We start from the raw sequence: 26,371 nt of genomic DNA, 5'->3' as shown, positions 1-26,371 counted from the left end.
GACTGCGGGTGTGGCGCTACCTCTTGGCGATCGTGATCGTCGCCGAGCGGTAGTTGTTGCGCTTGTCGTTCTTCGTCGGGTCGTAGTTCTTCTCGATGTTGCCGGCGCTGTCGACCGAGAACCAGCGGAACGTCGTCGTCTCGGTCACGTGGAACACCTGCCCCGGCTCACGGAACTCGGTCGCCGCGTAGCGGGGCGACTCGAGGGTGGGCCGGCTGCCGTCGGTCGTGTAGTAGATGGTGGCCGGTTCGCTGGTCTCGAAGTGAACGTCGACCGGCCCGGAGTAGCGCCCCGCGCCGGGGACCAGCTCGGACGTCGGCTTCTTCTTGTCCTTCCCCCAGTCCGCGGCGACCCGGAACATCTCCATGATCCCGTTGGCGTACTCCATCGTCTCGGCGTGGCCGCTGACGAGCTCCGGGTTCCCCACCCACTCCGGTTGGAACGAACCGCCCTGCCAGTTGCCGGTGGCCGGGTTGTAGACCGAGCCGCCGACCTCCCAGCCGAACGCGTAGATCCCATAGGTGTTGTAGAGGTCCTCGCGCACGTTGCCCGCAGAGGAGTAGAGGACGTCGGACGAGCCGCCCACGTTCTCCGGCGTGACGACGGTCTCCCGGTGCGCCTTGACCTGCGACAAAATCCGGGCGGCGGACTGCCAGTAGAACGCCTCGTCACCCAGCGGCGGTCGCGGCGTGGTGATGCGGCCGTCCGCGATGTACGCGCCGGGCTGCCAGAAGAGCTGACCGCCGTTGGAGTGCACCGACATCATGAACTTGATGTTCTTGTACTTCTCGACCAGCCAGATGATGTTCTTCGACTCGGGCTCGGACAGCTCCGCCGGCCCCTGGTAGGTGTCGCTGACGCAACTGGTCGACGCGCCCGCGTACCCGTCGTGCCCGGAGCCGACCCGGTAGTTCCGGTTCAGGTCGACGCCCCAGGAGTTGCGCCTACCCGGGTCGGCGTTCGCGTCCGGGCAGTGGTTGGTCATGTTCCGGCGCTGCGAGGCGAAATTGTAGAAGCTGTAGTTCGCCCCGTCCGGGTTGTTCGACAGGATGAAGAAGACGTCGGTGTTGTCGACGATGTTCTTCGTCTCCCGGTCGGACCGGTAGTTGTGCACCAGACGCTCGGCGGACTCCAGGCTCGTCGTCGCCGGCACCCACTCCCGGGCGTGGTCCTGTGCCTGAATCAGGACGCCGGGCTTCTTCCCGTCGCGGTGCTTGCCGATACGCAGGACCGGGATCGTGACCGGGCCCCGCGGCACCTCCCCCTCCGGCGCGCCGACGCGCTTCTGGTCGAGGAAGTCGGTCAGCGCGACCGGCCCAGCCGTCGGGGCGACGATTCCGGTGCCCCCGTTGGTGCGGTACGGGTGCGCCCGGTCGATGAGACCCGCGGACCGGGTCCGCAACGCCTCGGCCACCTCGGCGGCCGTACTCGCCGCCGCGCCGGCGGCGTCCGTGGCGAGCAGGACCCGGACCGCCGTGCCGGCGACCTCCACCGCGAGCGGCAGGTCCGGCTCGGACCGGCCCACGAAGTCCACAGTGATGTCGTTGCCGCCCTCGTGGCCCCACGCTGCCGAGGTGACGACGACCGCGGCCTGCCCCGTACCGCCGATCTGGGCCTGCGCCTTGCGCTGGTACCCGTTCGTCTGGTTCGGCAGGTAGACGATCTCGGCGATGTCCGGGTACTGGCGGGCGATCTCCTTGGCGCGGCTGTAGAGCTGCTGCGGGTTCCGGTAGCCGTCCACGAAGTCCGACTTGTAGGACGGGTTCGCCGTCAGCGGCGGCGGAGCGTTCTCCAGCCAGTTGGAGACGACGCCGGTCGTGACGCCACCGGTGGAACTCGTCACCTGGATCTTGTCGGGGCGTACGTCGAGCTTGAACAGGTTCCGGTGGAACATGTACTGCCCGGAGTCGACGAACCGGCTCATCGTCCGGGCGAAGCCGAACGGAGTGCCCTTCCCGGTGTCGTTCTCCACCTGCATCCCGACGATCGGGTTCGCCTGCTGCCCCTCGGTGGTCCGCGCCTCGACGTAGAGGAAGCCCTGGCCCTTGGTGGTGAACCAGTCGGCGCGGACGACACGCACCGTCGCCTCGTGGTTCGCGGGCTGAATCGCCCGCGTGTCGGCCGCGCCGATGCCGCCGTCGGCCTCGTCGCTCCAGGCGAAGCCCGCATCGTCGCCGAGCACCTCGACGCCCATCGCGGTGAGTTCGGCGGTCTGCTCGGCGGTCACCACCGCCTCACCTTCGATGCCGTTCGGTACGCGCCGCAGGCCGTGTTCGAGATCGAAACCGGCCGCGGCGACCTTGTCCAGCATCTCGGCACCGGTGAGCCTGATGTGTACGAGGCGTACCGTCTCAGGGTTTTCAAGCTGGGATCGGCTGGCGGTGGCTGAGGGCGCCGCGGGCTCCGCGCCCGCAGGGCCGGTGGTGACGAGCGTGCTCCCCACCAGAGTGGACAGTGCGAGAAGTGCGATGCGCCGATGTCTGCGCCGCATTCCCCCTCCTTCTGCTGACGACGGGTGATTGCCGGCCGGCCGGGTCCGGTGAGCGTATGTGCGTTTACCGGCGCAGAGCTTCGCCTCGATCGAATTTGAGCATTCCTTGAGGCGCTCGATGGCTTGTCGCCCAGCAGAGGGAGGGTTTCCCCTGCTGTCGGGGAGGTGCGTCGCCCGCTCGCCGTGTACCGCGCTGGCGAACCGGTGGGATGGGGAAGTCCGTCGCCCGTCCTCAGGACGCGCGAAGCTGTGCGCGGAACCAGGCCCGGTCGGGGTTCACGACCGCCTGGTCGCCGAGCACGACGGTGGGCACGGTCTCGTTGCCGTCGGCTACCGCCCGGACGGCGGCAGCGCCGGCCGGGTCGTGCCAGATGTCCACCCAGTGCGCCCGTCGGGCGAGCCGGCCGAGGGAGAACCGGAGCTGAAGGCAGTAGCGACAGCCGGGACGCCAGTACACGATCGGCCGTCCGTCGGACGCGCTGGCCCGCTGCGCTTCGGCGGCGCTCACCGAGCGGGGGAAGGCCCACGGCGACAGCAACAGCGCCAACACCAGAAAGACCAACAACTCGACGCCACCGACGGCGGGCAGACCGGAGGTCAGTTGCGTCACCGCCAGCAGCACGCCGCAGGCCGCCATCAGGATCGCCAGCATCCACCGTCGCAGCACGCCGAGGACACTACCCCCAGGTACGCGGGTGGCCGCAGTGGCCGCCAGGTGAGCAGCCATCATGCCTTGACATGCATCAATGTTAACGCCAACATAAGTCCGCCACCTGCACGCAACGCCACCGTCACATACCCAGCCTTTTCGGGCTTCTCTCCCAGTCGTTCCCGACATCGCTGCGTGACGTCGACCGAATCGGCCACGACATCACGGCGCGGTTGTCCGTGCTGGTCAGTGGCCGTTCCCAAGCTCGCGGAGGCCAGATGCCGCTGCCACTCCCTCCTACCGACCCGACCACCCGCCGGGGGCCTGCCGGCCGCGGCGGCCATCGGCGTCTGCGACCGGTGCTCGCCGCGGTGTTGGTGGTGCTCGCCGTGTCGGCCGGCCTGCCCGTGGCCGGGCCGGCGCAGGCCGCACCGGCTGTCAACTACACGAACCCGTTGGCGAACCAGCGGGCCGACCCGCACATCTTCCGGCACACCGACGGCTACTACTACCTGACCGCGACGGTGCCGCAGTACGACCGGATCGTGCTGCGCCGGGCGACGACCCTGCAGGGGTTGGCAACGGCGGCGGAGACCACCATCTGGAGCCGCCACACCAGCGGAGAGATGGGCGCCCACATCTGGGCACCCGAGATCCACTTCATCAACAACCGGTGGTACGTCTACTTCGCCGCCGGCCGGACCGACGACGTGTGGCGGATCCGGATGTACGTGCTGGAGAACGCCAACGCCAACCCGCTGACCGGCACCTGGACCGAACGCGGCCGGATCACCACGCCCTGGGACACCTTCAGTCTGGACGCCTCGACCTTCGTCGCCAACGGGGTGCGCTATCTGACCTGGGCACAGCAGGAGCCGGGGATCTCCAACAACTCCAACGTCTACCTCGCCCGGATGGGTGCCAACCCGTGGCAGATCACAGGCACCGTGACTCGACTCGTCGTGCCGACCTACGACTGGGAGACCCGCGGCTACCGGGTTGCCGAGGGACCAGCCGTGATCCAGCGCAACGGCCGCATCTTCCTCACCTACTCGGCCAGCGCCACGGACGCCAACTACTGCCTCGGGATGCTGAGCGCCTCCGCCACGGCGAACCTGCTCGACGCCGCCTCGTGGAGCAAGAGCCCCAGCCCGGTGTTCGCCAGCAACGCGGCCACCAGCCAGTACGGCCCCGGCCACAACTCGTTCACCGTGTCCGAGGACGGGCAGAGCGACATCCTCGTCTACCACGACCGGAACTACCGCGACATCTCCGGTGACCCGCTCAACGACCCGAACCGGCGCACCCGGCTGCAGAAGGTGTACTGGAACGCCGACGGCACCCCGAACTTCGGTATCCCGGTGCCCGACGGGGCCACACCGGTCCGGTTGCGGTCACATGATCAGGCCAGCAGCTACATCCGGCACTACGACTACCGGGCCCGGATCGAACCGAACGTGACCAACCTGGCCGACTCCCAGTTCCGCATCGTCAACGGCCTCGCCGGCAGCGGATCGGTGTCGCTGGAGTCGACCAACTTCCCCGGCTACTACCTGCGCCACCGGGGCTTCGCCCTGTACGTGGAGAAGAACGACGGCTCGGCACTGTTCGGCAGCGACGCGAGCTTCCGTCGCCAATCCGGCCTCGCCGACAGCGCCGGCATCTCCCTGGAGTCGCAGAACTACCCGGGCCGCCATGTGCGTCATCGCGGCGGACTGCTCTACGTGGAGGCGGTCAGTTCGAGCGCCGACCGCGCCTCGGCCACCTTCCACCTGGAATAGGAGGAGCGATGCCCTTCACCATCACGAGAAAACCGTCCGGCAGCGGGTCAATTCGTCGCGGCCGGCGTACGGGCCTGGTGCTCGCACTGGTCACCACGCTGGTCGGCGCGGCCGGCGCCGTTCTGGTCGGCGCACCGCCGGCAACGGCGGCGAGCATCGACACCAACGCCTACTACGTGCTGGTCAACAGGAACAGCGGCAAGGTCCTCGACGTCCGGGACACCTCGACGGCGGATGGCGCGGTGATCCAGCAGTGGTCCCGTAACGACGGGGCCTGGCAACAGTTCCAGTTCGTCTCCTCCGGCGGCGGCTACTACCGCCTCAAGGCTCGGCACAGCGGCAAGGTCGTCGACCTGTGGGAGTGGAACACCGCCGACGGTGCTGAGTACCGGCAGTGGCCCGATGCCAATGGCACCAACCAGCAGTTCCAGGTCCTCGACTCCGACGGCGGCTACATCCGGCTGATCAACCGCCACTCGGCCAAGGTGCTGGAGGTCTGGGAGCGGTCCACCGCCGACGGCGGCCGGATCAGTCAGTACGCCGACCTCAACGGCACGAACCAGCAGTGGCAGCTGGTCGCGGTAGGCGGCAGCACGCCACCGACCACCGGCTGTGGCAGCGGGTCGACCAACGCCGAGGCCGTGCTGAGCGGGAGCACCTGGACGGCCCGCAATGGCTCGTCGACGGTCTACTCGGGTTCGGACATGCTGTCGGCGATGCAGGCGGCGGTCAACTCGCTCTCGGCGGGGCGTACGTCGAAGCAGCGGGTGGTGGTGCGCGGCTCCGGCTCGATGAGCGCCGGCTCGCGGTTGTCGCTGCCGTCGTACACCACACTGGCCGTGTGCGGCACGATCAACGTGACCGGGTCGGGCTCGGGTGACCAGGCGCCGGTGTACTCGCGGGGAACCACTGACGTCGAGGTGCAGAACCTCACGCTGACCGGTTCGCCGTTGTACGGGATCTTCATGCGCAACGTGAACAACCTGACCCTCGGGCAGATCGACATGCGACTCTCCGCCGGCTTGGGCGTCCGCATCGACAACCACGGTGGCGATCGAGCGGTCAAGGTGCGCAACATCCGCATCGACAACGTGTACGTGTCGGGGACCGGCACCCACGGGGTGGAGACGTACGGCGTGGACGGTCTGACGATCGGCACGGTCACGGCGCGAAACACCCGGGACTCCGGTCTGCTGCTCAACGACACGATCAACGCCACGGTGGGCACTGTCGACGCGCAGGGCGCCGGGACGGGCACCGGGTACGCGGCGTTCCGGATGGCCAACCGCAACGGCCGGATAGGCAACTCGTACCCGACCAATATCCGGGTCGGGAACGTGATCGCTTCCGGGGGCGGTCGGGGGATCTTCTGCGTCTCCGAGTCCGGTGGCGCGGTCATCGACCGGGTGACGATCTCGAACACGGGTAACAACTCGATCCTGGTGGAGAACTGCTACAACGTCGTCATCGCCGGAGTGTCCGGGACGGTGACGGGCGGTGGCGAGGTGCGGATCGCCTCGCGATCGGAGTTCCCGATCTCATCCGGCATCCGCTTCCAGAACCTGACCGTCACCAACACCAACATCACCCAGAACCCCTGCGGCGGGGCGAACAACACGATCAGCAACGTCACCCGGATCAACTCGACGTTGACGTGGTGCTGACCCGATGAGGAGCGGCCGTCCGACCCCGGGCGGCCGCTCCCGCCCCGGCGGGAGGCGGATCACCGGCGACGGCGGGCCATCCACTGCCAGATGTGGGTGCCGTTGAGGCTCGGGTCGTTGCGGGCCACGTAGATCCAGGACCAGTGCCCGGGGAACTGGTAGCCGTTCCACACGACGTGGTCGTACAGGGTGATCAGCGATCCCGGGATGAGGTCGTGCGCGTGGATCGTGTTGGTCTCGGGCGGGACGGTGTCGTCGTCGCGTGAGGTGACCAGCCAGGTCGGCGTGCGGATCCCGGCCAGCTCCGCGTCGGTGATCAGCGGCGGGCCCTCCCCGCTGAGCGGCTCGACGACACCGCAGATGGGCACCGATGCGGCGAACAGGTCGGGGTAGGCAACGGTCATCTCCAGGGACATGTAACCGCCGTTGCTGCAACCGACCACGTAGATCCGGTCGGGGTCGACCCGCTTGCGGCGTACCAGATCCCGGACGATCTCGCGGATCAGCGGAGCGAACCGGGGGCCGTCCTCCATCCAGTAGGAGGTGCTCTGCGGAGCGACGACGTACGCGCCGGAGAAGATCTGCTGTGCTTGCGGGGTCGCGAAGCCGAGCGCTCCGCGGTTGGCACGCAGTGTGGTCTCGTTGTCGTAGTAGTCGTCGGGCAGCGATGCACCCTCACCGCCGCCGTGCAACCAGACGATCAGTGGCCGCCGACCGCCTCGGGGCGAGTGGTCGGGAGAGTACAGCCGGTACTTCAGGCCGGAGCCCGAGACGTGGTAGCTGAAGGCGTCCACCTCGGGGTTCGACAGCCCTGCCTGCACGAAGCGGCCGATGGTGACCGGCGAGCCGTGGCGCCGGACGATCGGAGTGTTCTGCGTGATGGTGTAGACGAGGTCCAGCTGGACGTTGCGGCCCCTGCTCAGGATGTAGCCGAGGGTGCCGCCGCCGGCCTGACCTTCGGCGTGGCTCAGCTCCAGCACGATGTTCCCGTGCCGGTCGAGCCGGGCCACGGTCACCGTGCGGTCCAGGTCGTACTCGCTGAAGATCAGGTCGCCGGGGGCGATCGGGATCGGGCTGGTGGCCTTGGCGTGCACGGTGAACGTGCCGGGGGTCAGCCCGGCCGGGTCGATCGGCCCGAGTCGGGCGGTGTCGAGAGTGACGGAGGTGACCTGCTCACCTCCGTCGAGCGTTTTCGCGTCAAGGGTGAAGCTCACGCTGGTCGGATGGTGGCCACCGGCGTGGGCGGCGAGGCCGGGCAGCGCAAGGCCGATGGCCGCACCGGCCCCACCGGCCAGAACGGTGCGACGAGTGACAGGCGTGGACATGCGGGCCCCCGTACCTAGCAATGTCGACAAGCGTCGATGGCCTCTCAACGTAACGCGGTGGAGATCCGCTGGCAACAGAGGCGCCACGGCGATCAGGGCGCCTGGGTCGTACTTTCCGACGATCTGGAGTCGCACCACCGTTCGTACGATGGGTTGCATGTTCCCTCGCCTGCACGCGGTGTTGGCCGAGCCGCGGGTCTCCCCCACCCCGCCCCGGGTGTGGCGCGACTGGGCGGTGATCGCAGTCCTCGCGCCGGCGATGGTGGTGGAAGGGATCCTCCGACCCGACCTGCCGTGGCGGGTGGGCTGCGTCGTCGTCGCGCTCGCGCTGCTGCCCACCATCCGGTGGCGGCGGACCAAGCCGCTCGCGATGGTGGTGGTCGCGTTCGGCTGCACGACTGTCGCCCCGTTCGTGCTGCCCGGTGATCCCTGCCAACTGTTCACGGCGAGCTTCCTGGTCCTCCTGGTCTACGCGCTGTTCCGCTGGGGCTCCGGCCGGGATGCCGTGCTCGGTTCGTTCTTCGTGGTGGCGAAGGTGACCGCCGCCGGGCTGGTCGGCGGGATCGACGGCGGGGAACTGGTCGCCGGCTTCGCGGTGATGTTCGCCGCCGCCACGCTGGGGGTCGCGATTCGTTTCCGGGCCGCCGCCCGGTTGCGCGAACTCGATCAGGTGAAGCTGTTGGAGCGTGAACGACTCGCCCGCGACCTGCACGACACGGTGGCCCACCACGTGTCGGCGATGGCGATCCGCGCCCAGGCCGGCATCGCCGCGTCGGCCAGCCAGCCGGGTGCCGCCGTCGAGGCGCTGCGCACCATCGAGGCCGAGGCGTCCCGTGCGCTCGCCGAGATGCGCGCGATGGTCCGCGTCCTGCGTCGCGACCAGCCCGTCGACCTGGGACCCAACCCGCAGGTGGCCGACATCGAACGGCTCGCCGGCCACTTCCGCACCGGGCCGACCGTCGACGTCGATCTGCACGGCGACCTCGGCGACCTTCCACCCACTGTCGGCTCCGCGCTCTACCGGCTGGCCCAGGAATCGGTCACCAACGCCCGTCGTCACGCCCGCCACGCCACCCGGATCGAGGTCAGCGTCGCGGCCGACGACACGTCCGTGCGGCTGCGGGTCAGCGACGACGGCGAGGCCGGAGCCGCCCGCCCGACCGGCTCGCCCGGTTTCGGCCTGGTGGGCATGATGGAGCGCGCCGACCTGCTCGGCGGCACCTGCGAGGCGGGCCCCAACCCCGACCGTGGATGGACCGTCACGGCCGTGCTCCCGCGCCAGGGGGTCGACGCGTGACGGTTCGCGTGCTGGTCGCCGACGACCAGGAGATCGTCCGCACCGGCCTCACCATCATCCTGAACACCCAGCCCGGCATCGAGGTCGTCGGTGGCGCTGGCGACGGCCGGCAGGCGGTCGAGCTCGCCCGGCGGCTGCGCCCCGACGTGTGTCTGTTCGACATCCGGATGCCGGGCATGGACGGCATCGAGGCCACCCGGGCGCTCGCCGGGCCGACGGTCCGGGAACCGCTCGCGGTGGTCGTCATCACGACCTTCGACCTCGACGAGTACGTGTACGCGGCGCTGCGGGCCGGCGCCCGCGGCTTCCTGCTCAAGGAGGCCGGCCCCGACCTGCTCAGCCAGGCCGTGCACGCCGCCGCCAACGGGGACGCGCTGATCGCGCCGAGTGTCACCGCCCGGCTGCTGAGGGCGTTCGCCGACGCGGACCCGGCCGCGCCGCGCCGGCAGCCCATCGAGGCGCTCACCGACCGGGAGGAGCAGGTTCTGGTCGCCGTCGCGCGGGGACGCACCAATCAGGAGATCGCCGACGAGCTGTACATCACGTTGAGCACGGTCAAGTCGCACGTCACCAGCCTGATGACCAAGTTGGGGGTGCGTAACCGGGTCGAGGTGGCGATGTGGGCGTACGAGACGAATCGCAACCGACGGCACTGGTGACCGACGGAAGTACGACGGCGGCGTCCGACCATGGGCCGATTGGATCGCGGCCCATGTGCCGATGAGTGGAGGCGGGTGCGGCGTCCACCATCGGTGGCATGACGATGCGCGAGTGGCGGCTTCCGGCCGCGTTGATCCTGTTGGGCCTGATCCCGATGCTCGCCGGAGCGGGACGGCTCACCGAGCTGGGCACCGGACCCGAGGTCACCCCGGCGAACGCTCGCTTCGTCGCCGATCCGCTGCCGGTGGTGCTGCACATCGTCGGTGCGGTGGTCTACACGATCCTGGGCGCGTTCCAGTTCGTACCCCGTCTGCGCCGCCACGGCTGGCACCGCCGTGCCGGTCGGGTGCTCGTCCCCTGTGGGCTGACGGTCGCGTTCACCGGCCTGTGGATGGCCGTCGCGTACGACCTGCCGGCCCACGACAACGACGTGCTGGCCGGAATGCGGCTCGTCTTCGGCTCGGCCATGGCCGGTTCGATCCTGCTCGGCCTCGCCGCCGTGCTGCACCGGGACATCACCCAGCACCGCAGGTGGATGGTGCGCGGCTACGCGATCGGTCTCGGGGCCGGCACCCAGGCGTTCACCCACGCGCCGTACTTCATCGCGGTCGGCGAACAGCCCGATGGGAACGTCCGCGCCGCGCTGGTGGTCGCCGGCTGGGTGATCAACCTTGCGGTGGCCGAGTGGTACCTGCGGCGTCCGGCCCGGGTCGTCAGCGTGGTGGCAGTGCGCTGAGCTGAGCCCGAGCGGCAGGCGGGTCGAGGTCGACGGCCGGTGACCGGTTCAGGCCGCCGCGGATGTCCTCCTCGATCCGCTTCGCGGCGGCCAGCAGCGGTGGGAGCAACTCCCGGCGGATCATCTCGAACGACCCCCGGGTAGCGTGCGCGGAGACGTTCACCGCCGCGATCACCGACCCGTCCTCGCCGTGGATCGGCGCGGCCACGGAGCGCAGGCCCTCCTCCAACTCCTGGTCCACGATGGCGTAGCCCTGGGTGGCGATCCTCGTCAGGACGGTGCGCAGCTTGGCCGGGTCGGTGATGGTGCGCCGGGTCAGCGGCCGCAGCTGCGCCGTGGCGAGGTAGTCGTCCAGCCAGTCCGCCGGTTGCGCGGCGAGCAGCACCCGCCCCATGGAGGTGGCGTACGCGGGGAACCGGGTGCCGACGCTGATCCCCACCGTCATGATCCGCTTGGTGGGCACCCGGGCGACGTAGACCACCTCGTCGCCGTCGAGCACCGACACCGAGCAGGACTCGTGCACCCGCGCGACCAGCGCCTCCATGTGCCGCTGCGCGACCTCGGGCAGGCTGAGGCTGGACAGGTACGCGTAGCCGAGTTCGAGGATCCGCGCCCGCAGTGAGAAGAGCCGGCCGTCGGTGTGCACGTAGCCCAACTCGACCAGGGTGAGCAGGAACCGGCGTGCCGCGGCCCGGGTCAGCCCGGTGCGTCTGGCCACCTCGCTGAGCGTGAGCTGCGGATGTTCGCCGTCGAACGCCCGGATCACCGCGAGGCCGCGCTCCAGCGACTGAACGAACTCCGGCGACCTCGTCGCCTCCTCGCTCACACTCACCCGGCCTCCTGCCGCAGGGTCTCCCGGGCCACCTTGAACGCCCGGTTCGCCGCCGGTACACCAGCGTAGACGCCGACCTGGAGCAGGACCTCCGCCACCTCCTGCGGGCTCAGCCCGTTGCGCAGCGCGGCCCGGACGTGCATCGCCAACTCGTCGTCGTGGTGCAGGGTGGCGAGCACGGCGAGGGTGATGCAACTACGGGTACGCCGGTCGAGGCCGGGCCGGCTCCACACCTCGCCCCAGGCGTAGCGGGTGATGAAGTCCTGGAAGTCGGCGGTGAAGTCGTCCGTGCCGGCGACCGCGCGGTCCACGTGCGCGTCACCGAGCACCTCTCGCCGTACCGTCATGCCTGCCTCGTGCCGCTCGCGGTCGTTCATCTGTCACCACGTCCCTCGTCGAAGTGTTCCAACAGGAGTCGGCGCACCTGCTCGGGTTGCTCGACGTTGGCCAGGTGCGCCGCCGCGTCGACAACGGCCAGCCGGGCCCGTGGAATGCGCCCGACGATCTCGCGGGCGTGCGGCAGCGGGGTGGCCGGGTCGTCGGCCCCCGCGATGACCAGCGTCGGCGCGGCGACCCGGCCGAGGTCGGGTCGGAGGTCCATCGCGGCTATCGCCTCGCAGCAGGCGGCGTACCCGTCCGGCGGCGTCGCGGTCAGCATGCCGTGGTGGGCGGCGACCACCTCCGGCCGGGCGGCGGCGAAGGCCGGGGTGAACCAGCGGGCCACCACCGCCTCGGCGATCGTCGGCAGCCCTCCGGCCCGAACCGTCGCCGCTCGTTCCCGCCACTGCTCGGGTGGGCCGAGCGACGCCGACGTGCAGAGCAGCGCCAACCGCCGCACCCGGTCGGGCGCGTACGTGGCGAGCCACATGCCCACCATGCCGCCGAGGGACAGCCCCGCGTAGTGGACCCACGGCACGTCGAGGTCGTCCAGCGTACGCAGCAGCTCCCGGCCCAGCAGGTCCAGCGTGTACGGCCCGGGTGGCACCGCCGAACGCCCGTGGCCGAGGTGGTCGTACCGGATGACCCGGAACCGTTGGGCGAGCGCCGGAACCTGGGGTTCCCACATCGCGGCGGCGGTGCCGAGGGAGCTGCCGAGCAGCAGCACCGGCGCGGCGGCCGGGCCGTCGACGGTGAGATGCAACCGGGAGGTCATCCGTCCGCTCCCCGAACGGCGACCAGGGCTCGGTCGACGAACAGCCCGGCCGAGCCGAGCCAGTGGTACGGGTCGAGCGCCTCGTCCATCTCGGCCTCGGACAGGTGGGCGCGGACCTCCGGATCGGCGAGCAGCGCGGCGCGGAACGACGGTTCGGCGGCGGCACGGGTCACCAGGTCGTGCGCGGCGCGGCGACCGACGGCGGGCGTCAGTCGCGCGGCCACGGCCTCGGCGAGCAGGAGGCCGCCGGTCGCGTCGAGGTTCTCCCGCATCCGCTCCGGACGGACCTGTAGCCCGGTCAGCATCCGGGCGCACCGGGCGGCGGCGCCGCCGGCCACGTGCAGCAGGTCGAGCAGCGGCTCCCACTCGGCGTGCCAGGCGCCGGCGGCCCGCTCATGCTCCTGCACCGCCGCGGCGAACACTGTGGCGACGAGACCGGGACCGCGTCGCGTCGCGGCGGTGACGAGGATCGAGTCCACCGGGTTGCGTTTGTGCGGCATGGCCGAGGAGCCGCCTCGTCCGGCGCCGCCCTCGGCGACCTCGCCTACTTCGTTCTGGGCGAGCAACCCGACGTCGAGCGCGGCCTTGCCGGTGGCCACGAGGAGCCCTCCGAGGGCGGTGGCCAGATCGAGCCAGGGCTGACGGCGGGTGTGCCAGGGCAGCGGGCTCGGCGTCAGGCGCAGGTGCGCCGCGAACCGCTCGGCGACGTCGGCACCGGCCGGGCCGAACGCGGCCAGGGTGCCGACCGCGCCACCGAGTTGCGCGGGCTGTGCGGCGCGGGCCTGGCGCAGTCGGACCCGCGCCTCGGCCAGGCCGGTCAACCAGCCGGCCGCCTTGAGCCCGAACGTGGTGGGTGCCGCCTGCTGCCCGAGGGTCCGGGCGACCATCACGGTGCCCCGGTGGGCGTCGGCCAGCTGGGCGGCGGCGTCCACGGCAGTGTCGAGGTGACGCAGCAGCGGCCCGAGCGCCCGCACGGCCACCAGGGCCAGCGCGGTGTCCAGCACATCCTGGCTGGTGGCGCCGAGATGCACCCAGGCTCGGGCCTCCTCCGGCACGGCGGCGGTCAGCTCGCCCAGGATCGGGACGACCGGGTTGCCCGTGGCGTCGGCCGCCCGGCCGAGGGCCCCCGGGTCGTACCGCTCGGCGCGGCACCGCTCGGCGATCGCCTCGGCCGCCGGCGCGGGCAGGATGCCGGCATCCGCCGCGGCCCGCGCGAGCGCGGCCTCCACGTCGAGCATCGCCTGGAGCAGGGATTGGTCGCTGAGTTCCGCGTCGACGTCCGGGGCGCCGGAGAGGCCGCCGAGCAGGCCGTCAGACCGCGAAGAAGACGGTCTCATTGTCTCCCTGCAGGTGGATGTCGAACCGGAACCCGTCCGAGGCGGGTCTCGCCAGCAGGGTGCCACGGCGGTCGGTGTCGACGCTGCGCAGCACGGGGTCGGCGGCGTTCGCCGCCGGCTCGTCGGGGAAGTAGAGCCGGGTCACCAGGCGGTGCAGCAGCCCTCGCCCGAAGACCGACAGGGCCAGGTGAGGGGCTTCGGTGCCGCCGTCCGGGTCGGGCAGCGAGCCCGGCTTGACGGTCAACAACCGGTAGCACCCCTGCCCGTCGGTCTCGCTGCGCCCGAATCCGCGAAAACCCGCGAGCGCGGGCGGCCGGGCCCCCCGGGGGTCGTCCGGGTGGTCGAACCGGCCGTCCGGGTCGGCCTGCCAACTCTCCACCATCGCGTCGACCACCGGTGTCCCGGTGCCGTCGACGATCCGACCCCTGATCCAGAACGCGCCAGGTGTGCCCTCGGGTACGACGTACGGGCCGTCGGGCCAGCGCAGGCCGATGTGCAGGTACGGCCCGACGGTCTGCGCGGGCATGACGCCCAGCTGCTCACTCATCGTCGTCCTCGTCCTCGAAGGGGGTGCTCTCCCGGCCACGCAGCACGATGTCGAACTCGTACGCCAGCGCCCACTCCGGTGCCGTGGTGGCGTGGTCGTACCGGGCGATCATCCGGTCCCGGGCCTTCGGGTCGCGGACCGAGTTGAAGATCGGGTCCTGGAAGAAGAGCGGGTCGCCCGGGAAGTACATCTGCGTCACCAGCCGCTGGGTGAACGCGCGGCCGAAGAGGGAGAAGTGGATGTGCGCCGGCCGCCAGGCGTTGTCGTGGTTACGCCAGGGGTAGGCGCCAGGCTGCACGGTGATGAACTGGTAGCGCCCCTGGTCGTCGGTGAGCGCCCGACCCACCCCTTCGAAGTGGGGGTCGAGCGGCGCCGGCCAGGTGTCGCGTGCGTCGCGGTACCGGCCGGCGGCGTTGGCCTGCCAGATCTCGACCAGCGTGCGGGGTACCGGTCGGCCGTCACCGTCGCGGACCCGCCCGTGCACGATGATCCGTTGTCCCTGCGGTTCACCGTCGTGCTGGCGGGTCAGGTCGTGGTCGAGTGCGCCGAGGCGCCCCTCCCCCAGCAACGGCCCGGTGATCTCGGTCAGCCGCTGCGGCAGGTAGATCAGTGGGTGTCTCGGCGCCCGCGCCACCGTCGACTTGTAGCCGGGGCTGAGCAGGGGCGGGTGGGCGTCGACGTCGTCGCGCCGGTACCGCGGTAGCACCAGGCCGCCGTCGGCCCGGGTGTCCTGTGTGGTCATTGTCGTCTCCCGTCGGACTTCGTCGCCTCCAGCGCCCGCAGCACCGCGAGTTCCCGGGCCGTCGGCGGCTCACTCGTGGCCAGCCCCTCGGCGACGGCGAGGTCCCAGCCGGTGGCCGCCCGCGCCTGCTCCCGCGTCACGCCCGGGTGCAGGTGGGTGAGCGTGAGTTCGCAGGTGACCGGGTCGGGTTCGAGGACGCCGAGATCGGTGATCACCACTCGGGGGCCTCCGCCTCGCAGGCCGAGTCGTTCCCGGTCGCCCGGGCCTGTCCCGTACCCGACCGAGGTGACGAAGTCGACCCGTTCGGTGAACGTCCGAAGGTCCTGGCGGACGATCACCACGACCTCACCACAGGAGGCGGCGATCTCCGGGGCGCCACCGGCACCGGGCAGTCGTACCTTCGGGGCGTCGTAGTCGCCGCCGACCACCGTGGTGTTGATGTTGCCGTACCGGTCGAGCTGCGCGGCGCCGAGGAAGCCCACGTCGATCCGGCCGGGCTGGAGCCAGTAGTTGAACACCTCGGGCACCGACACCACCGCGTCGGCCGTGTCGGCGAGGACGCCGTCTCCGATGGAGAGCGGAAGCCGGTCGGGCTTCGCGCCGAGGCACCCGGATTCGTAGATGAGCACCAGGTTCGGGGCGTGCGTCGCCCGGGCGAGATTCGCCGCCGTGCTGGGCAACCCGATCCCGACGAAGCAGGCGGTGTCGTCGCGCAGTTGCCGCGCGGCGGCGACGGTCATCATCTCGTCAGCGGTCCAGTCCGCCATCGCGTTCCCCTCGCTCGCTGCGCTGACTCATGCCGCCGCGCCGGCCGTGTGCACGTGCTCGTCCAGCCAGGCGCGGAAGGTGTCGCGGTGTCGGCTGACGGCGTCCCAGTCCCGGTAGAAGTCGTTGTCCCGCACCGAGTAGCCGTGGGCGTAGGAGGGGTGCGCGCCACCGGGCACCTCGGCCACCGCGGTGACCGCCCAGCCGGGCAGGACGACCTGCCCGGGTACGGGTTCCAACTCGTCCACGATCTCCTCGACGGTGACCAGTGACCGGTGTGCGGCGAGCACCGCCTCCTTCTGCACCCCGGTGATGCCCCACATCTGCACGTTACCGTTGCGGTCGGCGCGCTGGGCGTGCACGACTGTCACGTCGGGACGCAGGGCGGGGACGGCGGTGAGCGTCTCGCCGGTGAAGGGGCAGGTGATGGGCCGGATGTTGGTGGTGTGGCCGGGCAGGTCGGTGCCGGTGTAACCACGCAGGACGGCGAACGGCAACCCGGACGCCCCGGCGACGTACCGGTTCGCCATGCCCGCGTGGCTGTGCTCCTCCAGTTCGAGCGGACGCGGCCAGGCGTGCTGCACGGCGTCCCGGAAGCGGTGCAGCGACCCGACGCCCGGATTGCCGCCCCAGGAGAAGACCAGGCGACGGGCGCACCCGGCACCGATGAGCTGGTCGTAGATGACGTCGGGGGTCATCCGCACGAGGGTCAGGTCCTGCCGCCCCTGGCGGATGATCTCGTGACCGGCGGCGAACGGAATGAGGTGCGTGAACCCCTCCAGGGCCACCACATCACCGTCGCGGACCAGGTGCGCCACGCCTTCGGTCAGCGAGACGAGCTTCGCCATGGGCCTCCCGCCTCCCGCGAAAACCGTGCTGCCGCCAGCCGTTCGCTATGCGGACTGCCGTACACATATCGAACGTACGGCGGCGGACGACATCCGTCAACGATCGCCCGACCGGCCGTCCACAGTGTTCGGTACCCACGTCGGGCGATGCGTTGACGCGAGCCGGACCACGTGCCAACGTTCATACAGAGAACGGCCGTTCGGTGAGCGAACACCTCCGGGTCCTTTCGTGAACGGAAGCCCGCCGCGCCCGGTCACCCCGGGAGCACCCCCACCTGCCCCACGCTCCGAGGAGGACCGCCATGACACTGCTGGACGCCATGACCTGGCAGGGCACCCTGCACAGCGACGGCTGGGTGGAACCGGCCGGCGGCACGGCACCCGTGCGATCTCCCGCCACCGGGGAGGAGATCGCCCAGGTCGGCGTGGCGAACGCCGAGGACGTGACGCGCGCCTGCGCCCGCGCCGCCGCCGGCCAGCGCGCCTGGGCCGCCACCGGCTATGCCGAGCGGGCCGCGGTGCTGCGCCGGGCCGGGCAACTGTTCGAGCGGCACGCCGCCGAGATCGGCGACTGGATCGTGCGGGAGGCCGGGTCCATCCCACCCAAGGCCGGTGTCGAGACCGACACCGCGGCTCAGGAGTGCTACGAGGCGGCGGCGCTGGCGTCGCACCCGCTCGGCGAGATCATCCCGAGCGCGCAACAGCGGCTCAGCCTGGCTCGTCGGTTGCCCGTCGGCGTCGTCGGAGTCATCGCGCCGTTCAACTTTCCACTCATCCTGGCCATCCGTTCCGTCGCCCCGGCCCTCGCGCTCGGCAACGCCGTGGTGCTCAAGCCCGATCCGCGCACGGCCGTCTGCGGCGGCGTCTCGATCGCCCGGGTCTTCGAGGAGGCCGGCCTGCCCGACGGCCTGCTGCACGTCCTTCCCGGCGGGGTCGAGGTCGGTGAGGCGCTGGTGGCCGACCCGAACGTGCGGGTGATCAGCTTCACCGGCTCGACCGCGGCCGGCCGCAAGGTCGGCGAGGCGGCGGCACGCCACCTCAAACGCGCCCACCTCGAACTCGGTGGCAACTCGGCGCTGATCGTGCTCGACGACGCCGACCTTGATCTCGCGGTCTCCGCCGGCGCCTGGGGGTCGTTCCTGCACCAGGGCCAGATCTGCATGACCACCGGCCGACACCTGGTGCACGAGAGCCTGTCCGAGCGGTACGTCGAACGACTGGCGGAGAAGGCGGACCACCTACCGGTCGGCGACCCGGCGAAGGAGCAGGTGGCGCTCGGCCCGATCATCGACGAGCGCCAGCGCGACAAGATCCACGCACTGGTCACGGCGAGCGTCGATGCGGGCGCCCGGCTGGCGGCCGGGGGCACGTACGAGGGGCTGTTCTACCGCCCGACCGTGCTCGCCGACGTCACCCCCGCGACCCCGGCGTACGCCCAGGAGGTCTTCGGCCCGGTCGCGCCGGTGATCACCTTCACCGATCACGACGAGGCCGTGGAGTTGGCCCGGCAGACCGATTACGGCCTGTCGCTGGGCATCCTGAGCCGCGACGTGATGAAGGCGATGGCGCTCGCCGACCGGATCCCCAGCGGGATCGTGCACATCAACGATCAGACGGTCAGCGACGAGGCGGTGGCGCCCTTCGGTGGGGTGGGAGCGTCCGGCACCGGCTCGCGATTCGGCGGGCCGGCGGCGAACGTCGAGGCGTTCACCGAGACCCAGTGGCTCACCGTGCGGGGCGACATCGCGCGGTACCCGTTCTGACGCCGGAAGGAGAGGAGGAGGGGACCATGCCGGGAATGCGTACCCAGGTCGGCATCGTCGGTGCCGGGCCGGCGGGGCTCATGCTGTCGCACCTGCTGCACCTGCGCGGAATCGAGTCCGTGGTGCTGGAGAGCCGCAGCCGCGACTACGTCGAGCACCGGCTCCGGGCGGGCGTCCTCGAACAGGGCTCGGTCGACCTGCTCTGCCGCAGCGGCGTGGGCGAACGGCTGCGCCGGGAGGGACTACGCCACGAGGGCATCGAGCTGCGCTTCGCCGGGGAGTCGCACCGGGTGCCGATGGCAGATCTGACCGGGCGGGCGATCACCGTCTACGGGCAGCAGGAGGTGGTCAAGGACCTGATCGCCGCCCGACTCGCGGCCGGCGGCTCGATCCTCTTCGAGGCCGACGCGGTACGCCTGGACGGTCTCGACTCGGAATCGCCGGTGGTCCACTTTCGCCGTGACGGGCGCGACGAGGAACTGCGCTGCGACTTCGTGGCCGGCTGCGACGGCTTCCACGGTGTGAGCCGCGGCGCGGTGCCCGAGGGGGTGCTGACCACCTACGAGCGGGCGTACCCCTTTGCCTGGTTGGGGGTCCTCGCCGCCGCGCCGCCGGCGGTGGACGAACTCATCTACGCCAACCACGAACGGGGCTTCGCCCTCTACAGCATGCGCTCCCCCGAGATCTCGCGGCTGTATCTACAGGTCGCGCCGGACGAGGACATCGCCGCGTGGCCGGACGAGCGGATCTGGACGGAGCTGCGGGCGCGGTTGGAGACGGTGCCGGGATGGTCGCTCAACGAGGGGCCGATCCTGGAGAAGTCCATCACCGGGATGCGCAGCTTCGTGGTCGAGCCGATGCAGTGGGAGCGGCTGTTCCTGGCCGGGGACGCCGTGCACATCGTCCCGCCCACCGGCGCGAAGGGAATGAACCTGGCCCTCGCCGACGTCGCGCTGCTCGGCGACGCCTTCGCCGCGTGGTACGACGGGGGCCGCACCGACCTGCTGGAGAGCTACTCGGCCACGGCGTTGCGCAGGGTCTGGCGGGCCCAGCACTTCTCCTGGTGGATGACCTCCATGCTGCACCGGCTGGAGCGTGACGACCCGTACGAGGCGAAGCTGCAGACCGCCACGCTGAGGTACGTGACCACCTCCGACGCCTACGCCACAAGCCTTTCCGAGAACTATGTGGGCCTGCCCGAGGTCTGAGCGGGAGTCGCCGCGACGCCGCCAGCGCCGCGCGTCGTTCAACTTATCCATGACGGGCGTCAGAAATTATTGACTTTCAATGCCGGCGTGACTGACCATGGCCACCACAGCGGCGTGCGCCCCCACGCAGCGGTAGTTCACCTGCAAATCCGAGGCATCCGCCGACTTCCGACGCACCCACCACCCCCGCCCAGGAAGGGCCTCGTCAATGAAGAAGGTCATGGCTCTCGGGCTGATCGCCGCTACCGCGATCGCCCTCACCGGATGTACCGACTCCGACGCGTCCAAGCCGTCCGAACAGCCCTCGGGCGATCTGCGCAAGGTCCGGGTCGCGGCGCTGCCCATCACCGAGACCGCCGCGCTCTGGGGCGGCATCAAGGCGGGCCTCTTCGCCGAACGCGGCCTCCAGGTCGAGGTGCTGCCCGCCCAGGGCGGCGCGCAGGCCATTCCCGCTCTCCTGAACGGCGACATCGACTTCGCGATCGGCCAGCCCTTCGGCCCGTTCCGGGCCGACCTGCGGGATCTCGGGGTCGTCATCATCGGCAACTACGCTTCCTCGTACGCCGACGGCGACGACATCAACGCCGTGGTGGCGTCGGCGAAATCCGGCATCAAGCGGCCCGCCGAGCTCGCGGGCAAACGGGTCGCGGTCAACAGCCTCGGTGCCGCCGGCGATGTGACGATCATGGCAGCGGTCGAGAAGGACGGCGGCGATCCGTCGAAGATCAAGTTCGTCGAGGTCGCCTTCCCGGACGCCCCGGCCCAACTCGAATCCGGCAACATCGACGCCGCCTGGGTGCCGGAGCCGTTCGTCACGCAACTGAAGGGCCGGGGCGACACCTTCATCGTCGCGCCCTACCAGGCGGTGGTGCCCGGCCTGGCCACGCTCACCACCATCACCACCAAGGAACGCACGGAAAAGGACGCCAAGCTCGTCGAGGACTTCACGGCGGCGATGAAGAAGACGTTGGAGTGGGCCAAGGACCCCGCCAACGAGGCCGCGCTGCGGCAGGCCATCAAGGACAACCTGGAGCTGCCCGCGCCGGTAGCCGACTCGGTGCGGCTGCCGGCCTTCGGTTGGGACATCGACCGGTCGAGCCTGCAGACGCTCGCCGAACTCGCGCAGAAGTACAAGGTGCTCGACAAGCAACCCAACCTCGACCGTCTCATCCAGCAGCAGTAGCTGGCGCGACCCCGCCCTCCCCGGCCCGGACCGGGGAGGGCCTCGCCGCCCGCGCGACGACGGGAGTGACATGCGTGTTCTTTCCACCCGACGCCTGCGCGCGTTACGCAAAGCGATGCTGGGTGTCGTCGGCCTGACCGGCTTCCTCGTCGTCTGGCAGCTGATCCCGACGCTGGGCCTGATCAACCCGTTGTATCTGCCCTACGTGACGGACGTGCTGGCGCGGCTGTTCGAGCAGCTCGTCGACCTCGCGTTCTGGCGGCGGCTGGGCGGCACCATGACGTCCTGGGCGATCGGCCTGACGACGGCGACCATCGCGGCCATCATCCTCGGCACGGTCGTCGGGTTGGTGCCCTTCCTGCGGCGCGCGACCCACACGATTGTCGAGTTCCTCCGCCCGATCCCGTCGGTCGCCCTCATTCCGCTCGCCGTGCTGATGTTCGGCATCCAGCGGCAGGCCGCTCTCGTCATCATCATCTACGCGTCGTTCTGGCAGGTGTTCGTGCAGGTGATCTACGGCGTCGCCGACGTCGACGCGGTGGCACGCGACACCGCCCGCAGTTTCGGTCTGACCCGGCGGGAGCAGCTGACGCACCTCGTCCTGCCGACCACCCTGCCGTACCTCATGACCGGCCTGCGGCTCGCGGCGGCGGTCGCGCTCATCCTCGCCATCACGGCGGAGATGGTGATCGGCAACCCCGGCCTCGGGCGCATGATCGAACTGTCCCGGTCAGCCGGCGACGCCGCCGGCCTGTACGCGCTGGTCGTGGTCACCGGCCTGCTCGGGCTCACGGTGAACATCGCCTTCCGCTTCATCGAGCGTCGGGTGCTGTCGTGGCACCAGTCCGTACGAGGAGAGGAGCCGTTGTGACCGCGTGCACCGGGCGGATCGCCGCCACGGCACGCAGCCGGACGGTCGGATCCCGGATCGCGGCGAGCCTGCTCTACCCGCTGGGGCTGCCGACCCTGCTGCTGGTGCTCTGGGGTCTGGTGGCGACGAGGACGACGAGCAAGTTCTTCCCCGACCCGTTGACGATCGCCGAAGCCTTCCGGGAGACCTGGGTCGGCCCGGCGTTCGTCGAGGACGTGCTGCCCAGCCTCGCCCGCCTCGGCCTCGGCGTCGCCGGATCGATCGTGCTCGGCGTCGCCGCCGGCACCGTCATCGGCCTGACCCACTGGTTGCGTGAACTCCTCGAACCGCTGCTGGAGTTTCTCCGGGCCATCCCGCCGCCGGTGCTGATTCCGGTGGCCATGCTCCTGCTCGGGATCACCGACACCATGAAGGTGGTCGTGATCATCTCCGGCGCGGTCTGGCCGATCCTGTTGAACACCATCGAGGGTGTCCGGGGAACGGACAGCGTGATGAAGGAGACCGCCGAATCGTTCCGGGTCTCCTGGTGGGAGCGGCTCTGGTTCCTCGTGCTCCCGGCCGCCAGCCCACGGATCATGGCCGGGGTCCGCCAGGCTCTCTCCGTCGCGCTGATCCTGATGGTCATCTCCGAGATGTTCGCCTCCTCCGCAGGCCTCGGCTACCGGATCGCCTACTTCCAGCGCAACTACCTCATCGCCGAGATGTGGAGCGGCATCCTCCTGCTCGGTCTCGTCGGTGTCTTCCTCGCCGTCGCTTTCGGTCTCGTCGAACGGCGCGTGCTGCGCTGGTACCACGGAATCAGGGAGGTCAACCGTGCCTGATCGGCGCACCCTGCTGCGGGTGGAGCACCTGCGAAAGGTCTACGAGGCCACGACGGGCGACGTCGAGGCGATCGGGGACATCAGCTTCACGATGGACGCCGGCGAGCTCGTCTGCATCGTCGGGCCGTCCGGTTGCGGCAAGACCACCCTGCTGAAGTGCCTCGCCGGCCTGCTGCGGCCCACCAGCGGCGTGGTCGAGATGGACGGCTCACCGGTGACCGGGCCCAGCCCGGCCATGGCCGTCGTGTTCCAGGAGTACGGCCGCAGCCTCTACCCCTGGCTGACGGTACGCGGAAACGTCGAGCTTCCGCTGCGGCACAAGAAACTCACCCGCGCGGCCCGAAACAAGCTGGTCGTCGACGCGCTTGAGGCGGTGGGCCTCGCGCACGCCGCGCGCAGCCACCCGTGGCAGCTCTCCGGGGGGATGCAGCAGCGCGTGGCGATCGCACGGGCGATCGCCTACCAGCCCGACGTCCTGATCATGGATGAGCCGTTCGCGGCGGTGGACGCGCAGACCCGCGCCGACCTGGAGGACCTGGTCCGTGAGCTGCACGCGAGCCGCACGATCTCGATTCTGTTCGTCACCCATGACATCGACGAGTCGGTGTATCTCGGTCAGCGGGTTCTCGTACTGTCCACCTCGCCGACCTGGGTCCAGGAGGACCTGGCGATCGACCTGCCGCCGGAGCGCGATCAGATCACGACCCGCGCCCTGCCCCGTTTCACGGAGCTACGGACGCACGTCTACGACCAGATCCAGCGCGCCAAGCGCGGGCAGGTCGCGGCCCCGCGGTCCGTGCCGTGATCGCCGGGCAGGACAATGAACTCGCCGAAAGGGAGGGGCCGTGGGTAGTCGTCAGCCGAAGCAGTTGTTGCTCGCCTTCTTCGGCGAGCATGTCGTCGATGGCGCAACGGGACCGATCCGGGCGAGCGTCCTGATCAACGTGCTGGAGGGCGCGGACGTCGCCGCGCCGGCCACCCGCGCGACCCTCGACCGTCTCGTGCACAGCGGCATCCTGGCCCGCAGCAGGAGTGGCCGGGAGACGCTGTTCTCGCTGACCGAGCACGGGGTCGCGGTGTTGCGCGAGGCGAAGTCCCGGGTTCGCGGGCCGCGGCCGTTCGACCCACAGGGCAGCGGGTGGACCCTGGTCACCTTCTCGATCCCCGAGGGCCAGCGGATGCTGCGGCACCGGCTGCGCTCGACCCTCACCTGGGAGGGGTTCGCGCCGATCCGGGACGGGCTCTGGCTCGCCCCCGGCGAGGTCGACCTCGCCGGGTCGTTGGAGCCGCTGCGGCAGGACCTCGCGCCCAACACCGTGATCGCCTTCCACGCCCGCGAACTCGCCGGGTTCCCGATCGGCGAGAGCGTGCGCGCCGCGTGGGACATCGAGGCGATCCGGCGTGCCCACCTCGCCTTCATCGACGTGTGGGACGACCCGTCCGCGATGGCGGTGGCGCCGAGCGCCCTCACCGTACGGACGATGCTCGTGGCGGACTGGCTCGCGCTGCTGCGCGCCGACCCGAGGCTGCCGGCCGAGTTCATGGACGCGGAGTGGCCCGCCACGAGATCGGTGCAGACCTACCGTCGGATGCACGAGAAGCTGGCCGGGGCGTCCGCTGCGGAATTCGCCGAACTCGTCGCGGCCCGGCCCGCGGCTAGGCGCCGAATCGGGCCCTCAGATCGGCCTTCTGCACCTTCCCCGACGCCGTCCGCGGCAACTCGTCCACGATGACGACGTTCTTCGGCAGCTTGTAGCGCGCGATCCTGCCGTCGAGGCGATCCCGGATGGTGGCGGTGTCCACCGACGCTCCCTCCCGTACGGTCACGATCGCCCACGGCACCTCCCCCCAACGCTCGTCCGGTACGCCGATGACCGCCGCCGAGGTCACCCCGTCGACCTCGCTGAGCAGCTGCTCGAGTTCGAGCGGATAGATGTTCTCGCCCCCCGATATGATCATGTCCTTGAGGCGGCCGGTGATGTAGAGGTAGCCGTCGGCGTCCAGGTGGCCGAGGTCGCCGGAGCGGAACCACCCGTCGGCCGTGAACGCCTCGGCGGTCGCCTCCGGGAGCCCGTGATAGCCGGGGAAGACATTGGGTCCGGCGACCTCGATCTCACCGACGACGCCGGTGGGCACCACCGCACCGGCCGTATCGGTGATCCGCACGTCGGTGAAGAAGTGCGGCAGACCGACACTGCCCTGTTTGACACGGGTCATCGCGGGCGGCAGAGCGGTGGCGCCCGGCGCGGCCTCGGTCATGCCGTAACCCTGCGAGAACGACAGGCCCCGCGCCTCGTACGCGTTGAGGACGCGGGCCGGCACCGCCGAACCTCCGCAGGTGAGCTTCGTCAATGTCGACAGGTCGGTCGACGCCCAGGCGGGGTGGTCGGCCATCAACTGGTAGGTGGTCGGTACGCCGCTGAGCATGGTGACCCCGTGCCGCTCGATCTGCGCGAGCGCGCGGCCCGGCTCGAAGCCCTTCTCGATGACCATCGTGGCGCCCTTGAGGATGACGGGCAGGGCGCCCATGCCGAGCGAGGCGACGTGGAACAGCGGCGAGATCATGAGCGCGACGTCGGTGGAGACGACGTCGTAGTCGACCACGCAGTTGAGCGCCACCCAGGTCAGGTTGCCGTGGGTCAGCACCGCGCCCTTGGCCCGGCCGGTCGTGCCGGAGGTGTAGACGATCGCCGCCGGATCCTCGTGGGTGGTGTCGGCGTGGTCGGTGAAACCGGCGGCGGCCCGGGTCAGGTGGGCCAGCCCGGGTCGGTCCGCGGTCCCCTCGCCGTTGACGATGACGTACGGGATCCGGGCGGCCGGCGCGGCGGAGGCCACCGGCAGCGCGAAGTCGGGGTCGTGGATCAGCACCCTCGCGCCGCAGTCGGCGAGGACGTAGGCGATCTCGGGGGCGGCGAGCCGGGTGTTGATCGGCACGAAGACCGCCCCGACCTGTGCCGCCGCGAACATCACCTGGAGGAGTTCGGGGCTGTTCTCACCGAGGTAGGCGACGGAGTCGCCCTTGCCGACGCCCCGCTCCCGCAGCACCGCCGAGATCCGGTCCGCGGCGTCGGCGAACTGTCCGTACGTGATGGGCGACCGGTCGCCGTAGATGATCGCGACCTGGTCCGGGGACTTGAGCCGGCGCTTGGCCACCCAGGCGCCGATTCCGTACTGCTGCATCATCATTCTCCCGGGGTGGAGGTGGTGTGCTCGCCCGGCTCGACGGGTGCCCCCGGGCTCAGGCGTAGAAGCGGTACAGCCCTCGCGCGACGACCGCCGGTTTGGTCCCGCCCTCGATCTCGATCGTCTGGTCGACAGCGATCTGATAGCCGCCGCGAACCTCGACGACCTCGGCGACGGTGGCCCGCATGCGCACCCGCGCCCCGACCACGACCGGCGCGGGGAAGCGCACCTTGTCGAGGCCGTAGTTCACCTTCGTGGTCACGCCCTTGACTTCGAGCAACTCCGTCCAGAAAGGAACAGCCAGGGAGAGGGTGAGGAAGCCGTGCGCGATCGGCGCGCCGAACGGGCCGGTCTTCGCCCGTTCGGGGTCGACGTGAATCCACTGGTGGTCGTCGGTGGCGTCTGCGAACAGGTCCACCTGGTCCTGGGTGACAGTGCGGTACCCGGTGTGACCGAGATCGGTGCCGGCGAGGTCGGCGAGCCGGTCGTAGGTGATGGTCGTCGTCATGGCGTTT

General features: G+C 70.4%; 25 protein-coding genes. 12 read left to right on the top strand and 13 right to left on the bottom strand.

Annotated elements, in window-relative coordinates; all coding sequences use genetic code 11:
* Positions 1-16: 16 nt before the first annotated feature.
* Together V6U86_RS01435 and V6U86_RS01430 are read right to left on the bottom strand one after the other, a co-directional pair.
* Positions 17-2,491, bottom strand: a complete 2,475-nt coding sequence (locus V6U86_RS01435) for a M14 family metallopeptidase (RefSeq protein ID WP_334497495.1) — start codon at positions 2,489-2,491, stop codon at positions 17-19.
* A gap of 232 nt (positions 2,492-2,723) precedes the next feature.
* Positions 2,724-3,158, bottom strand: coding sequence for a glutaredoxin domain-containing protein (locus V6U86_RS01430; RefSeq protein WP_334497493.1), 435 nt, complete (start codon positions 3,156-3,158; stop codon positions 2,724-2,726).
* A gap of 260 nt (positions 3,159-3,418) precedes the next feature.
* Between V6U86_RS01430 and V6U86_RS01425 the strand changes: the two genes are divergently transcribed.
* On the top strand, positions 3,419-4,921 hold the full coding sequence (locus V6U86_RS01425; protein WP_334497490.1) for a family 43 glycosylhydrolase: 1,503 nt from the start codon (positions 3,419-3,421) through the stop codon (positions 4,919-4,921).
* An 8-nt stretch (positions 4,922-4,929) separates the two neighbouring features.
* Positions 4,930-6,585 (top strand): RICIN domain-containing protein, encoded by a 1,656-nt coding sequence (locus V6U86_RS01420; protein ID WP_334497488.1) that lies wholly within the window; start codon positions 4,930-4,932, stop codon positions 6,583-6,585.
* A gap of 59 nt (positions 6,586-6,644) precedes the next feature.
* Here the strand turns inward: V6U86_RS01420 and V6U86_RS01415 are convergent, their stop codons facing one another.
* On the bottom strand, positions 6,645-7,910 hold the full coding sequence (locus V6U86_RS01415) for a prolyl oligopeptidase family serine peptidase (protein ID WP_334497486.1): 1,266 nt from the start codon (positions 7,908-7,910) through the stop codon (positions 6,645-6,647).
* Positions 7,911-8,067: 157 nt separating this feature from the next.
* Between V6U86_RS01415 and V6U86_RS01410 the strand changes: the two genes are divergently transcribed.
* The 3 genes from V6U86_RS01410 to V6U86_RS01400 all read left to right on the top strand — a co-directional run bounded on the left by V6U86_RS01410 (position 8,068) and on the right by V6U86_RS01400 (position 10,603).
* Positions 8,068-9,207, top strand: coding sequence for a sensor histidine kinase (locus V6U86_RS01410; protein WP_334497484.1), 1,140 nt, complete (start codon positions 8,068-8,070; stop codon positions 9,205-9,207).
* The gene (locus tag V6U86_RS01405; RefSeq protein WP_334497482.1) at positions 9,204-9,866 is read left to right on the top strand and encodes a response regulator transcription factor; all 663 of its coding nucleotides are present in this window, start codon (positions 9,204-9,206) and stop codon (positions 9,864-9,866) included. Before V6U86_RS01410 ends, V6U86_RS01405 begins: the two co-directional genes overlap by 4 nt.
* Positions 9,867-9,964: 98 nt before the next feature.
* On the top strand, positions 9,965-10,603 hold the full coding sequence (locus tag V6U86_RS01400; RefSeq protein WP_334497480.1) for a DUF2306 domain-containing protein: 639 nt from the start codon (positions 9,965-9,967) through the stop codon (positions 10,601-10,603).
* Here the strand turns inward: V6U86_RS01400 and V6U86_RS01395 are convergent.
* From V6U86_RS01395 to V6U86_RS01360, 8 genes are read right to left on the bottom strand one after another with little or no spacing between them, the layout of a single operon-like run.
* Complete coding sequence (locus tag V6U86_RS01395) at positions 10,581-11,435, bottom strand: IclR family transcriptional regulator (RefSeq protein ID WP_334497478.1); 855 nt, start codon at positions 11,433-11,435, stop codon at positions 10,581-10,583. The two genes, V6U86_RS01400 and V6U86_RS01395, sit on opposite strands and share 23 nt — an antisense overlap.
* The gene (pcaC, locus tag V6U86_RS01390) at positions 11,432-11,782 is read right to left on the bottom strand and encodes a 4-carboxymuconolactone decarboxylase (protein ID WP_334497476.1); all 351 of its coding nucleotides are present in this window, start codon (positions 11,780-11,782) and stop codon (positions 11,432-11,434) included. Before pcaC ends, V6U86_RS01395 begins: the two co-directional genes overlap by 4 nt.
* A gap of 26 nt (positions 11,783-11,808) precedes the next feature.
* Positions 11,809-12,588, bottom strand: coding sequence for a 3-oxoadipate enol-lactonase (gene pcaD / locus V6U86_RS01385; protein ID WP_334497474.1), 780 nt, complete (start codon positions 12,586-12,588; stop codon positions 11,809-11,811).
* Positions 12,585-13,925 (bottom strand): 3-carboxy-cis,cis-muconate cycloisomerase, encoded by a 1,341-nt coding sequence (pcaB, locus tag V6U86_RS01380; protein ID WP_334497472.1) that lies wholly within the window; start codon positions 13,923-13,925, stop codon positions 12,585-12,587. The genes pcaD and pcaB overlap by 4 nt, the downstream gene beginning before the upstream one ends.
* On the bottom strand, positions 13,900-14,472 hold the full coding sequence (gene pcaG / locus V6U86_RS01375; RefSeq protein WP_334497470.1) for a protocatechuate 3,4-dioxygenase subunit alpha: 573 nt from the start codon (positions 14,470-14,472) through the stop codon (positions 13,900-13,902). Before pcaG ends, pcaB begins: the two co-directional genes overlap by 26 nt.
* Positions 14,465-15,214 carry a protocatechuate 3,4-dioxygenase subunit beta gene (gene pcaH / locus V6U86_RS01370; protein WP_334497468.1) on the bottom strand — a complete coding sequence of 250 codons (750 nt, stop codon included), beginning with the start codon at positions 15,212-15,214 and terminating at the stop codon, positions 14,465-14,467. The genes pcaG and pcaH overlap by 8 nt, the downstream gene beginning before the upstream one ends.
* The gene (locus V6U86_RS01365; protein WP_334497466.1) at positions 15,211-15,981 is read right to left on the bottom strand and encodes a CoA-transferase subunit beta; all 771 of its coding nucleotides are present in this window, start codon (positions 15,979-15,981) and stop codon (positions 15,211-15,213) included. Before V6U86_RS01365 ends, pcaH begins: the two co-directional genes overlap by 4 nt.
* A 27-nt stretch (positions 15,982-16,008) precedes the next feature.
* A complete protein-coding gene (locus V6U86_RS01360; protein WP_334497464.1) occupies positions 16,009-16,827 on the bottom strand; it encodes a CoA transferase subunit A in 819 nt (272 codons plus the stop codon).
* A 302-nt stretch (positions 16,828-17,129) separates the two neighbouring features.
* Between V6U86_RS01360 and V6U86_RS01355 the strand changes: the two genes are divergently transcribed.
* The 7 genes from V6U86_RS01355 (at position 17,130) to V6U86_RS01325 (ending at position 24,406) form a co-directional block, all read left to right on the top strand.
* Positions 17,130-18,590 carry a benzaldehyde dehydrogenase gene (locus V6U86_RS01355; RefSeq protein WP_334497462.1) on the top strand — a complete coding sequence of 487 codons (1,461 nt, stop codon included), beginning with the start codon at positions 17,130-17,132 and terminating at the stop codon, positions 18,588-18,590.
* 26 nt (positions 18,591-18,616) lie between these two features.
* Entirely contained in the window at positions 18,617-19,798 is a 1,182-nt protein-coding gene (locus V6U86_RS01350) for a 4-hydroxybenzoate 3-monooxygenase (RefSeq protein ID WP_334497460.1), read from the top strand.
* A gap of 208 nt (positions 19,799-20,006) precedes the next feature.
* Entirely contained in the window at positions 20,007-20,981 is a 975-nt protein-coding gene (locus tag V6U86_RS01345) for an ABC transporter substrate-binding protein (protein ID WP_334497458.1), read from the top strand.
* A 70-nt stretch (positions 20,982-21,051) separates the two neighbouring features.
* The gene (locus V6U86_RS01340; RefSeq protein ID WP_334497456.1) at positions 21,052-21,852 is read left to right on the top strand and encodes an ABC transporter permease; all 801 of its coding nucleotides are present in this window, start codon (positions 21,052-21,054) and stop codon (positions 21,850-21,852) included.
* Positions 21,849-22,673, top strand: coding sequence for an ABC transporter permease (locus V6U86_RS01335; RefSeq protein WP_334497454.1), 825 nt, complete (start codon positions 21,849-21,851; stop codon positions 22,671-22,673). Before V6U86_RS01340 ends, V6U86_RS01335 begins: the two co-directional genes overlap by 4 nt.
* Entirely contained in the window at positions 22,666-23,478 is an 813-nt protein-coding gene (locus tag V6U86_RS01330; protein ID WP_334497452.1) for an ABC transporter ATP-binding protein, read from the top strand. The genes V6U86_RS01335 and V6U86_RS01330 overlap by 8 nt, the downstream gene beginning before the upstream one ends.
* A 40-nt stretch (positions 23,479-23,518) precedes the next feature.
* Positions 23,519-24,406: a PaaX family transcriptional regulator gene (locus V6U86_RS01325; RefSeq protein ID WP_334497450.1), complete on the top strand. Its 888-nt coding sequence runs from the start codon at positions 23,519-23,521 to the stop codon at positions 24,404-24,406.
* Here V6U86_RS01325 and V6U86_RS01320 read toward each other — a convergent pair.
* The gene (locus tag V6U86_RS01320; RefSeq protein ID WP_334497448.1) at positions 24,330-25,853 is read right to left on the bottom strand and encodes an acyl-CoA synthetase; all 1,524 of its coding nucleotides are present in this window, start codon (positions 25,851-25,853) and stop codon (positions 24,330-24,332) included. The two genes, V6U86_RS01325 and V6U86_RS01320, sit on opposite strands and share 77 nt — an antisense overlap.
* 58 nt (positions 25,854-25,911) lie before the next feature.
* The gene (locus tag V6U86_RS01315) at positions 25,912-26,364 is read right to left on the bottom strand and encodes a MaoC family dehydratase (protein WP_334497446.1); all 453 of its coding nucleotides are present in this window, start codon (positions 26,362-26,364) and stop codon (positions 25,912-25,914) included.
* Positions 26,365-26,371 lie beyond the last annotated feature (7 nt).

Origin of the sequence: Micromonospora sp. CPCC 205558 (assembly GCF_036902955.1) — a bacterium.
GTDB lineage: Bacteria > Actinomycetota > Actinomycetes > Mycobacteriales > Micromonosporaceae > Micromonospora.
The sequence above is the reverse complement of the archived record's forward strand: the minus strand, read 5'-3'. Positions and strand labels throughout refer to the sequence as shown.

Excerpts from the sequence above, each read along its gene's own strand:
- V6U86_RS01340 (WP_334497456.1), top strand. The coding sequence starts at position 21,052 with ATGCGTGTTCTTTCCACCCGACGCCTGCGCGCGTTACGCAAAGCGATG.
- pcaC (WP_334497476.1), bottom strand. The coding sequence starts at position 11,782 with ATGACGGTACGGCGAGAGGTGCTCGGTGACGCGCACGTGGACCGCGCG.
- V6U86_RS01320 (WP_334497448.1), bottom strand. The coding sequence starts at position 25,853 with ATGCAGCAGTACGGAATCGGCGCCTGGGTGGCCAAGCGCCGGCTCAAG.
- V6U86_RS01400 (WP_334497480.1), top strand. The coding sequence starts at position 9,965 with ATGACGATGCGCGAGTGGCGGCTTCCGGCCGCGTTGATCCTGTTGGGC.
- V6U86_RS01425 (WP_334497490.1), top strand. The coding sequence starts at position 3,419 with ATGCCGCTGCCACTCCCTCCTACCGACCCGACCACCCGCCGGGGGCCT.
- pcaH (WP_334497468.1), bottom strand. The coding sequence starts at position 15,214 with ATGACCACACAGGACACCCGGGCCGACGGCGGCCTGGTGCTACCGCGG.
- V6U86_RS01415 (WP_334497486.1), bottom strand. The coding sequence starts at position 7,910 with ATGTCCACGCCTGTCACTCGTCGCACCGTTCTGGCCGGTGGGGCCGGT.
- V6U86_RS01315 (WP_334497446.1), bottom strand. The coding sequence starts at position 26,364 with ATGACGACGACCATCACCTACGACCGGCTCGCCGACCTCGCCGGCACC.
- pcaG (WP_334497470.1), bottom strand. The coding sequence starts at position 14,472 with ATGAGTGAGCAGCTGGGCGTCATGCCCGCGCAGACCGTCGGGCCGTAC.
- V6U86_RS01350 (WP_334497460.1), top strand. The coding sequence starts at position 18,617 with ATGCCGGGAATGCGTACCCAGGTCGGCATCGTCGGTGCCGGGCCGGCG.
- V6U86_RS01420 (WP_334497488.1), top strand. The coding sequence starts at position 4,930 with ATGCCCTTCACCATCACGAGAAAACCGTCCGGCAGCGGGTCAATTCGT.
- V6U86_RS01435 (WP_334497495.1), bottom strand. The coding sequence starts at position 2,491 with ATGCGGCGCAGACATCGGCGCATCGCACTTCTCGCACTGTCCACTCTG.
- V6U86_RS01355 (WP_334497462.1), top strand. The coding sequence starts at position 17,130 with ATGACACTGCTGGACGCCATGACCTGGCAGGGCACCCTGCACAGCGAC.
- V6U86_RS01365 (WP_334497466.1), bottom strand. The coding sequence starts at position 15,981 with ATGGCGGACTGGACCGCTGACGAGATGATGACCGTCGCCGCCGCGCGG.
- pcaD (WP_334497474.1), bottom strand. The coding sequence starts at position 12,588 with ATGACCTCCCGGTTGCATCTCACCGTCGACGGCCCGGCCGCCGCGCCG.
- V6U86_RS01410 (WP_334497484.1), top strand. The coding sequence starts at position 8,068 with ATGTTCCCTCGCCTGCACGCGGTGTTGGCCGAGCCGCGGGTCTCCCCC.
- pcaB (WP_334497472.1), bottom strand. The coding sequence starts at position 13,925 with ATGAGACCGTCTTCTTCGCGGTCTGACGGCCTGCTCGGCGGCCTCTCC.
- V6U86_RS01360 (WP_334497464.1), bottom strand. The coding sequence starts at position 16,827 with ATGGCGAAGCTCGTCTCGCTGACCGAAGGCGTGGCGCACCTGGTCCGC.
- V6U86_RS01345 (WP_334497458.1), top strand. The coding sequence starts at position 20,007 with ATGAAGAAGGTCATGGCTCTCGGGCTGATCGCCGCTACCGCGATCGCC.